This window comes from Streptomyces sp. DSM 40750, from assembly GCF_024612035.1.
Classification (GTDB): domain Bacteria; phylum Actinomycetota; class Actinomycetes; order Streptomycetales; family Streptomycetaceae; genus Streptomyces.
This window is the reverse complement of record NZ_CP102513.1, coordinates 4,860,370-4,872,439: the sequence shown is the minus strand read 5'-3', so window position 1 is coordinate 4,872,439 and position 12,070 is coordinate 4,860,370. Positions and strand designations below refer to the sequence as shown.

Sequence of the window (12,070 nt, the reverse complement as noted above, 5' to 3'; positions counted from 1 at the left end):
CCTCCACGCCTCCAAGACGGTGGGGAGTGCGTGCCACACCCCGCGTCTCCGGCGGGATCCCTCAGCCGGGGATGTTGTCGAACGGTGCGGTCAGCTGGCGCAGCAGGCCTGCCAGTTCGCCGCGCTGGGCGCTGGACAGCTCGGCCAGGATCGCCCGTTCCTGGTCGAGGAGCCCGGCGAGCGCCTGGTCCGCGCGGTCCCGGCCCTCGTGCGTCAGCCGGACGAGCACGCCCCGGCGGTCACTGGGGTCGGGCAGCCGTTCGACCAGGCCCTTCTTCGTCAGCCGGTCGATACGGTTCGTCATCGTGCCCGAGGTCACCAGAGTCTGTGTGAGCAGCTGACCCGGGGAGAGCTGATACGGGTGCCCGGCGCGCCTGAGCGCGGTCAGCACATCGAACTCCCAGGGCTCCAGCTGGTGCTCGGCGAACGCCAGCCGGCGCGCGCGATCCAGGTGCCGGGCCAGCCTGCTCACCCGGCTGAGTACTTCCAGCGGCTCCACGTCGAGGTCGGGGCGCTCCCGGCGCCACGCTGCGACCAGCCGATCGACCTCGTCCTCCATGACGATCAGTGTAGTGGTTGTGTCGACATGAAGTCTCTTGAAGTCGAGGAAATTAGGATCAAGTCTCTTGACTTCGAGATACCTGCCCAGGAAAGTGAAGTCGTCCGGGGTCGACGGGTGACGCCCGGCGCCGCCGGAGTCCGGAGGAGTTCACGAGGAGGTAGTCCCCCATGCCCGCCACCAGCCCCACCTGGGACCCCCAGCAGTACCTGCGGCACGCCGGCCACCGCGCCCGCGCCTTCGTCGACCTGCTCGCCCACGTCCCCGAACCGCCCGCGAAGGCCCCGCGCATCGCCGACCTCGGCTGCGGCCCCGGCAACGTCACCCGCCTCCTCGCCGACCGCTGGCCCACCGCGCACATCACCGGGTACGACAACTCGCCCGAGATGCTCGACAAGGCCCACGTCGACCACGAGGGGCCCACCCCGGGCGGCGGCCGCGTCGACTTCGCCGCGGCGGACGTCCGCACCTGGGCGCCCCCGGAGCCGTACGACCTGATCGTCAGCAACGCCACCCTCCAGTGGGTCCCCGGGCACTGGGACCGCTTCCCCGCCTGGGTGGACGCCCTCGCCCCCGGCGGCACCTTCGCCTTCCAGGTCCCCGGCAACTTCGACTCGCCCAGCCACCGCCTCATGCGCGAACTCGCCCACTCCGCCCGCTGGCGGGACCGGCTCGGCGAGACCCTCCGTCACGACGACGCGGTCCACACGCCCGCCGACTACCTCGCCGCCCTCGCCGACCTCGGCTGCGAGGTCGACGCCTGGGAGACGACGTACGTCCACCTCCTCCAGGGCGAGGACCCGGTCCTCGACTGGGTCAAGGGGACGGGACTGCGACCGGTCCTCACCGAACTGGGCGCGGACGCCGACCCGTTCGTCGCCGAATACCGCACGGCCCTGCGCGAGGCCTATCCCCCCACCGCCCACGGCACGCCGTACCCGTTCCGCCGCGTCTTCGCCGTCGCCCGCAAGCCGGAAGCGGCCCGGTGATCACCGCGATCGACCACGTCCTCCTCGCCGCCCCACCGGGCTCGGAGGACCGCCTGCGGGCGTACTACGTCGGCGTCCTCGGCATGACGGAGATCCCGAAGCCCCCCGCGCTCGCGGTGCGGGGAGGGTGCTGGTTCGGGGCGGGGGAGGTGATTCTGCACCTCGGGACCGAAAGGGGTTTTCGGGCGCCGAAGAAGGCCCACCCCGGGCTGCGGGTACGGGACATCGACGCGTACGCGGCCCGTCTGGTCGCGCGCGGGGCGTCCGTGACCTGGGACGACGACCTGCCGGGGTATCGGCGGTTCTACTCCGAGGATCCGGTGGGGAACCGGTTGGAGTTCCTGGAGCCGGTCTGAGTCGGGGGCGAGGGGGCGGCGTCGCGAGGGCCGATCGGCGATGTCGATGTTGTGCAAAATATTGACGGCAGGCAGATGCACGCCTACCTTCGCGGTGTTCCTCCCTCGTTCCCCCTTAGCTCCAGGGAGACCCGCATGTCCCCGTCCCCCCTCCCCAACCCCGCCGAGCAAGCCGAACAGACCCTGCGGACAAGGCAGTTGCGTCGAGTCGCGCTCTCCGGGCTGCTCGGTACGGCCGTCGAGTTCTACGACTTCCTCGTCTACGGAACGGTCGCCGCGCTCGTCTTCGGCCAACTGTTCTTCCCCGGCGCAGACCCGGCCGTCGGCACGATCGCCGCGTTCGGCACCTTCGCCGCCGGCTATGTGGCCCGCCCGCTCGGCGGCATCATCTTCGGGCACTTCGGCGACCGGCTCGGCCGTAAGTCCATGCTGTTGCTGACCATGGGCCTGATGGGTGGCGCCAGCTTCCTGATCGGCCTGCTGCCCACCTACGAGACCATCGGCGTGTGGGCGCCCGTGCTGCTGATCACCCTGCGGGTGCTGCAGGGCATCGCCATCGGCGGTGAATGGGGCGGTGCCACCCTGATGGTCGTCGAACACGCCGGGGAGAAGCGGCGCGGCCTGTGGTCCAGCTTCACGCAGATGGGAGCACCGCTCGGCTCCCTGCTCTCCTCGCTCGTCGTCACGTTCGTGGTGGCCATGCCCCGGGACCAGTTCGCGGCGTGGGGCTGGCGCGTGCCGTTCCTGCTCAGCGTCGTACTGCTCGGCGTCGGCCTCTTCGTCCGTCTGAAGGTGGTCGAGAGCCCGCTCTTCACCAAGGTCAAGAAGGACCGTGCCGAGTCCCGGATGCCGATCGTCGACGTACTGCGCCGGCCGCGTGCGCTGGTGCTCGCCGCCTGTGTCGGCATCGGCGCCTTCACCGCGCAGTCCCTGCTGACCAGCTACCTCATCGCGTACGCCACCGGCATCGGCTATCCCCGGCCGCAGGTGCTGACCGCGCTCACCGTCTCGGCGTCCGTCGCGCTCGTCGTACTGCCGTGCGCGTCGGCGCTCTCCGACCGCGTCGGCCGCCGCCCGGTCGTCCTCGCCGGAGCCATCGCCTCCGCCGCGCTCGCCTTCCCCGTGCTCGCACTGGTGGACTCGAAGTCGCCCGGACTGCTGATCCTCGCCGTCGTCCTGGGCCACGGCTTCGCCCAGTCCGTGATGTACGGGCCGCTCGGGGCGCTCCTCACCGAGATGTTCGGGACGAAGGTCCGCTACACCGGGGCGTCCCTCGGGTACCAGCTGGCCACGCTGATCGGCGCCGGGTTCTCCCCGATGATCGCCGGGAGTCTGGTGGCGGCCAACGGAGGTTCCAGTACGCCGATCTCGCTGCTGGTGTGCGGGGGTGCGGCGATCACCGCCGTGACCGTGTGGTTCGTACGGGAGACGCACCGGGAGTCGCTGGGCGACGCGTCCCTCCGGGAGGGGGCCGCGAAGGAGGAAGTGGCCTCGTAAACCGGCGCGCCGAGCTCCGCCCGGGTGGTGGTCGGGGGCTGCGGGTCGTCGCCCGGCCGCGGCCGGGCGGGGCTTCTCGCGCCCCCGCGGCGGAGCCGTGGATCCACTACAACTTCGCGCCCCTTCAGGGCGCTTGACCAGGCCTGGACCGTACCCTTACCGCTGTGAAGGACGAGATCCTGGACCCCTTGGAAACGCTGGACGCCGATGTCGTCGACGCGCCGCAGCCGCGGCCGCAGTCGCTTGTGCTCTCCTTCTTCGGGAACCACGTGCTGGACCGGGGCGAAGGCGACCTCGGGGTGTACTCGGGAAGCATCATCGATGTGCTCGGGCGGGTCGGCACAGGTGAGCAGGCCGTGCGGTCGACGCTGACGCGGATGGTGAACCGGGGGCTGCTGCGGCGGCAGCGCGAGGGCCGGAGGATGTTCTTCGGCCTCACCCCGCACGCGGGGGACATCCTGCGGGACGGCGGGCAGCGCATCTGGCGCGACGGCGCGGTGAACGAGGACTGGGACGGCACCTGGACCCTCCTCGGCTTCTCCCTCCCCGAGTCCTGGCAGCGCCAGCGGCACGATCTGCGCTCGCGGCTCACCTGGTCCGGGTTCGGCGCCCTGTACAGCGGCCTGTGGATCGCACCGGGACGGGTGGACGTGCGGGAGATCGTCTCCGGGCTGGGGCTGGACGCGCATGTGAAGGTGTTCCACGCGCGGGCCGACGAGTTCACCGACATCGGGCTGATGATCCGCGAGAGCTGGGACCTGGAGACCCTGGCCGCGCGGTACGTCGCCTTCGACAAGCGCTGGACCACCGCCGACCTCGCCGCCGCCGACCCGATCGCCACCCGGCTGCGGCTGGTCGCCGAATGGCTGCGCATCATCCGCACCGACCCCCGGCTGCCCGTCCGGCACCTGCCGGCGGAATGGCCCGCGCGGCAGGCCCAGGACACGTTCCGACGCATCGCGGAGCAGACGGCGGGACCGGCCGGGCGAATGGCGGCGGAGGTCCTGGAAACGACCCCGCTGCGGCCCGCTCCCCTCGAAAGACCGTAACCAAAAGTGGAGCGCTACATTCCGAGGCCGGTATCTCCGGATCGTTTCTGGCCGATAATGTTCTTTGGCTTCGCTTTGTGACGGCTATATCCTCACTTCACTTTTTGTTTTCTTGGATGTTCATGCCGAGGTAGCGGGGGAGGCTGCCTTGACCAGGGGGGATTCGGGCCAGTGAGCTTCTGCTGAGTTGTCCGGCGCGTCCGTGCGCCGTTTCGTGACGCGCGTCGCTATCCTTTCCGTCGCCGACCGGGATTTCTTTTCCGATGCGTTCCCGTGCGCATCCGAGCTCGTCTCTCCCGATCGGTCGATTTCTGCTGCGTCAATTAATTCCTATTCACCGACGATGTAAATCGCCGTGCCCGCGCACAGCCCCAGGGTCCCGACCGGACCCCGCCAGGGGCCGCGGACGCGATGCCGCCCACACCGGGCGGGCTCCAGGGGGAAACACACGTGAAAATCGTCTTTCTGATCAACAACGCCTTCGGGATCGGCGGCACCATCCGCTCGACGGCCAACCTGTCCGCCGCGTTCGCCGACCGGCACGACGTCGAGGTCATCAGCGTCCACCGCTCCCGCGACGAACCGGCCCTGCCGTTCGACCCGCGCGTACGCCTGACCTCGCTGATCGACCTGCGGGAAGAAAGCCCCGGCCACGAGGGCGACCACCCGCTCACCAAGCTGCCCGGCACGATGTTCCCGTACAGCGGCGCCACCGGAAACCAGCTCTACACCGCCCTGCAGGACGAACGCATCGGCGGCTTCCTCACCCGCACCGAGGCCGACGTGGTCATCGCCACCCGCCCGGACCTCAACGGCTATCTCGCCCGCGACGGACGCCGCCGCTATCTGCGCGTCGGCCAGGAACACCTGAGCCTCGACCAGTACCGGGAACCGCTGCGCACCAACCAGAACAAGGCCATCGCCGGACTCGACGCCTACGTCACCGTCTCCGAGGCCGACGCCGCCCAGTACCGCGCCGCCCTGCCCGACATCACCACGACCATCGTCTGCGTCCCCAACGGGGTGCGGGCCCCCGCCGTCGTACGGTCGTCCCTGGACTCCCAGGTCATCGTCGCCGCCGGCCGCCTCATCCCCATCAAGCGGTACGACAGGCTGGTGAACGCCTTCGCCAAGGTCGCCGCCGAACACCCCGGCTGGACCCTGCGGATCTACGGGCGCGGCCCCGAGAAGGCGAACCTGCGGGAGCAGATCGACCGGCTCGGTCTGCACGACCGCGCGTTCCTCATGGGAGCGGTCTCACCGATCGAGACCGAATGGGCCAAGGGCGCCGTCGCCGCCGTCTCCTCCGACATGGAGTCCTTCGGCATGACCATCGTCGAGGCCATGCACTGCGGGGTCCCGGCCGTCGCCACCGACTGCCCGCACGGTCCCGGCGAGATCATCACCCATGGCGAGGACGGCCTGCTCGTTCCGCTCGACGGCGACGTCGACGCCTACGCCGACGCCCTGAAGCGGATCGTCACCGACGAGGCCCTGCGCGAACGGCTCAGCAAGGGGGCCCTCAACAAGGCCGACACATACGCGCCCGCCGCCATCGCCCGCCGCTACGAGGCCCTCTTCGAGGAACTGTCCAAGTCCCGGCGCCGCAGATGGGACGGCGTGGCCCGGCTGAGACAACTCGCCGCCCGCACCGTCCGCCCGCGCTCCGCGAAGGCCGTCACCGCACCCGAGGGGAGCGCTCCCACACCACCCGCCGCGCACGTCCGCGCGACCACCGACGGCGGCATGACCGTCCTCCTCGACCCGGCCGAGCTGCCCGCCGGGCCCCTCGACCTCATCGCCCGACTGCGCCGCGACCCCGGCAAGCGGCAGATCCGCGTGCCGGTGCTGCCGAGCGCCGACGCCCCGGACACCGTGGCTCAGGCGACCCTGCGCCGGGCCGAGCACACCCTCGCCGAGGGCCGCTGGGACTGCTACGTCGCACCACGCGGCACGAACAAGCGAGTACGGCTGGCCGTGCGGCTGGTGGAGCAGGCCGCGCTGGTCGGGCGGGCGCCGAGCGTCGATCAGCGGGGGGTCGGGGCGTGGATTCCGTACCCGACCGCCGACGGGTTCCTCGCCCTGCGGACATGGCTGCGGCCGGCGCATGCCGAGATCGACACGGTCGAGGTGGGAGAGGGGTCGGTGACCGTCACCGCGACGGTGTACGGGGACGCCGCTCCCCTGGGGGAGGGAGCCGTGGTTCGCGTGGTGTCGCGGACCGATACCGCGTACGACTTCTCCGTGGCCGCGTGGGCCGTGGGGGAACGGGAGGTTCGGTTCACCGTTCCGTACGGCGAGGTCATGGCTCGGCGGAGTGCCGAGCACGATCTGTGGGATCTGCGGCTGGGGGCCGTTCCCGTGGGGCGGATCGGTGGGGACGTCGTGGAGCGGCGGAAGACGGATCTGGTGCCTGGTCAGGTGTTTGAGCACCTTGAGCGGGGGCGGACCCGGGTGAGGCCGTACTTCACTGTGAACAACGACCTGGCGCTCAGCGCGAAGGATGTGGAAGAGACCGACTGAAGAGCCTCATCGCCGTAGTGGCTCTGGACCGTTGGGGGGGCTGCGGATCCGTCGTGGCTGGTCGCGCAGTTCCCCGCGCCCCTGAAAACCCCGGTCGCGGCCCCTGTCGTTAAGGGGCGCGGGGCTGTGTGGATGGCTACCGCCGCGTGGGCGCGACCAGCCCCCACTCACCCGCACCCGACCGAGAACCGCGCCCCCCACTAACTCTTGCGGTGTCCAATCAGCCGCGGCTTCTGGTTGAGGCCGTCCAGGCCGTGCCAGGCCAGGTTCACCAGATGGGCCGCCACCTCGGCCTTCTTCGGGCGGCGGACGTCCAGCCACCACTGGCCCGTGAGGGCGACCATGCCGACGAGGGCCTGGGCGTACAGCGGGGCGAGCTTCGGGTCGAAGCCGCGGCTCTTGAACTCTCGGCCCAGGATGTCCTCCACCTGGGTGGCGATGTCCGAGATCAGGGAGGCGAAGGAGCCCGTCGACTGCGGGATCGGTGAATCCCGGACCAGGATGCGGAAGCCGTCCGTGTACTCCTCGATGAAGTCGAGGAGGGCGAAGGCGGCCTGTTCGAGCAGTTCACGCGGGTGGCCCGCCGTCAGGGAGCTGGTCACCATGTCCAGCAGACGGCTCATCTCGCGGTCCACCACCACCGCGTACAGGCCCTCCTTGCCGCCGAAGTGCTCGTACACCACCGGCTTGGACACCCCGGCCTTCGCCGCGATCTCCTCCACCGACGTGGCCTCGAAGCCCTTCGCGGCGAAGAGCGCGCGGCCGACCTCCAGCAGCTGCGCTCGGCGCTCGGCGCCCGTCATCCGGGTGCGGCGCGCACGCCGCGGCTTCTCGTTGCTCGGGGTGCTGCTGGAGTCGGTCGCCACAGCGTCAATCATGCCGCCTCGGCGGGCGCCTTCCGGTGCCGGGAGCCGTCCTCACCCGTGTTGCGCCTGGAATCGATACGCGAGCGTGACGGCCAGCGGACGTCGTACGCCCAGCCGAGCTGCTCGAACCAGCGGATGAGCCGGGCCGAGGAGTCCAGCTGGCCGCGCTCCACACCGTGCCGGGCGGAGGTGGGATCGGCGTGGTGGAGGTTGTGCCACGACTCGCCGCAGGAGAGGACCGCCAGCCACCACACGTTGCCCGAGCGGTCACGGGACTTGAACGGGCGCTTGCCGACCGCGTGGCAGATCGAGTTGATCGACCAGGTGACGTGGTGCAGCAGCGCCACCCGGACGAGCGAGCCCCAGAAGAACGCCGTGAACGCGCCCCACCAGGACATCGTCACCAGGCCGCCGATCAGGGGAGGGAGAGCGAGCGAGAGAGCCGTCCAGAGGATGAACTGACGGGAGATCGCCCGGAGCGTCGGGTCCTTGATCAGGTCCGGGGCGTACTTGTCCTGCGGGGTCTGCTCCTCGTCGAACATCCAGCCGATGTGGGCCCACCACAGGCCCTTCATCAGCGCGGGGACCGTCTCACCGAAACGCCACGGCGAGTGCGGGTCGCCCTCGGCGTCGGAGAACTTGTGGTGCTTGCGGTGGTCCGCCACCCAGCGGACCAGCGGGCCCTCGACGGCCATCGAGCCGGCGATCGCCAGCGCGATCTTCAGCGGGCGCCTGGCCTTGAACGAACCATGCGTGAAATGCCGGTGGAAGCCGATCGTGATGCCGTGACAGCCCAGGTAGTAGAAGAACACCAGCAGGCCGACGTCCAGCCAGCTCACGCCCCAGCCCCAGGCCAGCGGCACCGCCGCGAGCAGCGCGAGGAACGGGACGGTGATGAAGAGGAGCAGCGTGATCTGTTCGATCGAACGCTTCTGCTCGCCGCCCAGCGTCGCCGACGAAGTGGGGGAGTCGGTCGCGTCGGGGGCCGGCGAATCGGTCACATTCGAGGCGTCTTCGATCACATCGAACCTTGAGCTCATGGGGCGTCCCCTTGTGGGGTCGAGGTGGAGAGAGGGGGAGGTGCCTGCGGCAACAGCGTGCGGGGGCTACCTGTCGGCTTTCCCTACGGTTCCGTAACCTACGGCATCGTAAGTATGGCAGCGCGGTGCCGGGCGGCAAGAGACGACCGACCCCGCGCGTCCAGGTGGAGCAGCCGACCTCGGCGGGCATGTGGCACTCAGTGCCGCCAACATGGCACCCGTCGCCAGGTGCGTCCACGTGGCCACCTATCCTGGAGTCGGTCGGACAACGCGGTCCGCTCTCAATCCTGCCCGGATGCCAAGCCCGTACAGGCGCCCAGCCGCCGGGCAACCACTCGGGTTCCCCCTCCGGACGAGCTTCAACACTGCAAGGAGCCGCACCTGTGAGCAGTGCCGACGACCAGACCGCAACGGTCAGCAGCGAGCTGCGCGCCGACATCCGGCGCCTGGGCGATCTACTGGGCGAGACCCTCGTACGACAGGAGGGCCCCGAACTCCTGGAGCTGGTCGAGCGCGTCCGCCGCCTGACCCGCGAGGACGGCGAAGCCGCAGCCGACCTGCTGCGCGGCACCGAACTGGAGACCGCCGCCAAGCTCGTCCGCGCCTTCTCCACCTACTTCCACCTGGCCAACGTCACCGAACAGGTCCACCGCGGCCGCGAGCTGAGGGCACGGCGTGCCGCCGAGGGCGGCCTCCTCGCCCGTACCGCCGATCGCCTGAAGGACGCCGACCCCGAACACCTGCGCGAGACGGTCGGGAACCTCAACGTCCGCCCCGTCTTCACCGCCCACCCCACCGAGGCCGCCCGCCGGTCGGTACTCAACAAGCTCCGGCGCATCGCCGCGCTTCTGGAAACACCCGTCATCGAGTCAGACCGCCGCCGCTACGACACCCGACTGGCCGAGAACATCGACCTCGTCTGGCAGACGGACGAGCTCCGTGTCGTACGTCCGGAGCCCGCCGACGAGGCCCGCAACGCCATCTACTACCTCGACGAACTGCACGCGGGCGCCGTCGGCGACGTCCTGGAGGACCTGACGGCCGAACTGGAGCGCGTGGGCGTGGTACTCCCCGACGCCACCCGCCCCCTCACCTTCGGCACCTGGATCGGCGGCGACCGCGACGGCAACCCCAACGTCACCCCCCAGGTGACCTGGGACGTCCTCATCCTCCAGCACGAGCACGGCATCAACGACGCCCTCGAACTCATCGACGAGCTACGCGGCTTCCTCTCCAACTCCATCCGCTACACCGGCGCCACCGAAGAACTGCTGACCTCCCTCCAGGCCGACCTCGAAGCCCTCCCCGAGATCAGCCCCCGCTACAAGCGCCTCAACGCCGAGGAGCCCTACCGCCTCAAGGCCACCTGCATCCGGCAGAAGCTGGAGAACACCAAGGAACGCCTGGCCAAGGGCATCCCGCACGAACCCGGCCGCGACTACCTGGGCACGTCCGAGCTGATCGCCGACCTGACGCTGATCCAGACCTCGCTGCGCGAGCACCGCGGCGGCCTCTTCGCCGACGGCCGAATGAACCGCACGATCCGCACCCTCTCCGCCTTCGGCCTCCAGCTCGCCACGATGGACGTCCGCGAACACGCCGACGCCCACCACCACACCCTCGGCCAGCTCTTCGACCGCCTCGGCGAGGAATCCTGGCGCTACGAGGACATGCCCCGCGAGTACCGTCACAAGCTCCTCGCCCGCGAGCTCAGGTCCAGGAGGCCGCTGGCTCCCACGCCCGCGCCCCTGGACGCCGCCGGCGCCAAGACCCTCGGCGTGTTCGAGACCGTGAAGAAGGCCCTCGCCGTCTTCGGCCCCGAAGTCATCGAGTCGTACATCATCTCGATGTGCCAGGGCGCGGACGACGTCTTCGCCGCCACCGTCCTGGCCCGCGAGGCCGGACTCATCGACCTGCACGCCGGCTGGGCCAAGATCGGCATCGTCCCGCTCCTGGAGACCACCGACGAACTCAAGGCCGCCGACACGATCCTGGAGGAAATGCTCTCCGACCCCTCCTACCGACGGCTCGTCGCCCTGCGCGGCGACGTCCAGGAGGTCATGCTCGGCTACTCCGACTCCTCCAAGTTCGGCGGCATCACCACCTCGCAGTGGGAGATCCACCGAGCGCAGCGCCGCCTGCGCGACGTCGCCCACCGGTACGGCGTACGGCTCCGGCTCTTCCACGGCCGCGGCGGCACCGTCGGCCGCGGCGGCGGCCCCTCGCACGACGCGATCCTCGCGCAGCCCTGGGGCACCCTGGAAGGCGAGATCAAGGTGACCGAGCAGGGCGAGGTCATCTCCGACAAGTACCTCGTCCCCTCCCTGGCCAGGGAGAACCTGGAACTGACAGTCGCGGCCACCCTCCAGGCCTCCGCCCTCCACACCGCCCCCCGCCAGTCCGAGGACGCCCTGGCCCGCTGGGACGCGGCCATGGACCTGGTCAGCGACGCGGCCGAATCCGCCTACCGCCGACTCGTCGAAGACCCCGACCTCCCGGCGTACTTCTTCGCCTCCACCCCCGTCGACCAACTCGCCGACCTGCACCTCGGGTCCCGGCCCTCGCGCCGCCCCGACTCCGGCGCCGGCCTCGACGGCCTGCGCGCCATCCCCTGGGTCTTCGGCTGGACCCAGTCACGCCAGATCGTGCCCGGCTGGTTCGGCGTCGGCTCCGGCCTCAAGGCGCTGCGCGACGCGGGCCTCGACACCGTGCTCGACGAGATGCACGAACAGTGGCACTTCTTCCGCAACTTCCTCTCCAACGTCGAGATGACCCTCGCCAAGACGGACCTGCGGATCGCCCAGCACTACGTCGACACCCTCGTCCCCGACGACCTCAAGCACGTCTTCGCCACCATCCGGGCCGAACACGAACTGACCGTCCGCGAGGTCCTGCGCATCACCGGCGAGGAGAAGCTGCTCGACGCCAACCCCGTCCTCCAGCAGACCTTCTCCATCCGCGACGCCTACCTCGACCCCATCTCCTACCTCCAGGTCGCCCTCCTCAAGCGCCAGCGCGACACCGCGGCCGCGGGCGACACCCCCGACCCGCTCCTCGCCCGAGCCCTGCTCCTCACGGTCAACGGCGTGGCAGCGGGCCTGCGCAACACCGGCTGACACCTCGCGCACACGACGGTGCCCCCACGGCCGTACGACCGTGGGGGCACCGTCATGTCAGGGAACACGCGGAAC

The 12,070-nt window shown here is 70.2% G+C and carries 9 protein-coding genes; 6 read left to right on the top strand and 3 right to left on the bottom strand.

Features of this window, described 5'->3' with window-relative positions:
• Positions 1–61: 61 nt before the first annotated feature.
• The gene (locus JIX55_RS21790; protein ID WP_257564974.1) at positions 62–559 is read right to left on the bottom strand and encodes a MarR family winged helix-turn-helix transcriptional regulator; all 498 of its coding nucleotides are present in this window, start codon (positions 557–559) and stop codon (positions 62–64) included.
• A 170-nt stretch (positions 560–729) separates the two neighbouring features.
• Here JIX55_RS21790 and JIX55_RS21785 point away from each other — a divergent pair, with 170 nt between their 5' ends.
• The 5 genes from JIX55_RS21785 (at position 730) to JIX55_RS21765 (ending at position 6,973) form a co-directional block, all read left to right on the top strand.
• Positions 730–1,548, top strand: a complete 819-nt coding sequence (locus JIX55_RS21785) for a trans-aconitate 2-methyltransferase (protein WP_257564973.1) — start codon at positions 730–732, stop codon at positions 1,546–1,548.
• Positions 1,545–1,904 carry a VOC family protein gene (locus JIX55_RS21780; RefSeq protein ID WP_257564972.1) on the top strand — a complete coding sequence of 120 codons (360 nt, stop codon included), beginning with the start codon at positions 1,545–1,547 and terminating at the stop codon, positions 1,902–1,904. Before JIX55_RS21785 ends, JIX55_RS21780 begins: the two co-directional genes overlap by 4 nt.
• Before the next feature lie 135 nt (positions 1,905–2,039).
• On the top strand, positions 2,040–3,401 hold the full coding sequence (locus JIX55_RS21775; protein ID WP_257564971.1) for an MFS transporter: 1,362 nt from the start codon (positions 2,040–2,042) through the stop codon (positions 3,399–3,401).
• A 164-nt stretch (positions 3,402–3,565) separates the two neighbouring features.
• Entirely contained in the window at positions 3,566–4,450 is an 885-nt protein-coding gene (locus JIX55_RS21770; protein WP_306820023.1) for a PaaX family transcriptional regulator, read from the top strand.
• Positions 4,451–4,900: 450 nt separating this feature from the next.
• Positions 4,901–6,973: a glycosyltransferase family 4 protein gene (locus JIX55_RS21765; protein WP_257564970.1), complete on the top strand. Its 2,073-nt coding sequence runs from the start codon at positions 4,901–4,903 to the stop codon at positions 6,971–6,973.
• Positions 6,974–7,173: 200 nt separating this feature from the next.
• Here JIX55_RS21765 and JIX55_RS21760 read toward each other — a convergent pair whose 3' ends face one another.
• Both JIX55_RS21760 and JIX55_RS21755 read right to left on the bottom strand, forming a co-directional pair.
• Positions 7,174–7,851, bottom strand: coding sequence for a TetR/AcrR family transcriptional regulator (locus JIX55_RS21760; RefSeq protein ID WP_257564969.1), 678 nt, complete (start codon positions 7,849–7,851; stop codon positions 7,174–7,176).
• A complete protein-coding gene (locus tag JIX55_RS21755) occupies positions 7,848–8,879 on the bottom strand; it encodes an acyl-CoA desaturase (protein ID WP_257564968.1) in 1,032 nt (343 codons plus the stop codon). The genes JIX55_RS21760 and JIX55_RS21755 overlap by 4 nt, the downstream gene beginning before the upstream one ends.
• A 383-nt stretch (positions 8,880–9,262) precedes the next feature.
• Between JIX55_RS21755 and ppc the strand changes: the two genes are divergently transcribed.
• Positions 9,263–11,995: a phosphoenolpyruvate carboxylase gene (gene ppc / locus JIX55_RS21750; protein WP_257564967.1), complete on the top strand. Its 2,733-nt coding sequence runs from the start codon at positions 9,263–9,265 to the stop codon at positions 11,993–11,995.
• Positions 11,996–12,070: the final 75 nt, after the last annotated feature.

Bases quoted from the DNA above. Each gene is read 5' to 3' on its own strand.
- JIX55_RS21775 (WP_257564971.1), top strand. From the start codon at position 2,040: ATGTCCCCGTCCCCCCTCCCCAACCCCGCCGAGCAAGCCGAACAGACC.
- JIX55_RS21755 (WP_257564968.1), bottom strand. From the start codon at position 8,879: ATGAGCTCAAGGTTCGATGTGATCGAAGACGCCTCGAATGTGACCGAT.
- JIX55_RS21790 (WP_257564974.1), bottom strand. From the start codon at position 559: ATGGAGGACGAGGTCGATCGGCTGGTCGCAGCGTGGCGCCGGGAGCGC.
- JIX55_RS21785 (WP_257564973.1), top strand. From the start codon at position 730: ATGCCCGCCACCAGCCCCACCTGGGACCCCCAGCAGTACCTGCGGCAC.
- JIX55_RS21760 (WP_257564969.1), bottom strand. From the start codon at position 7,851: ATGATTGACGCTGTGGCGACCGACTCCAGCAGCACCCCGAGCAACGAG.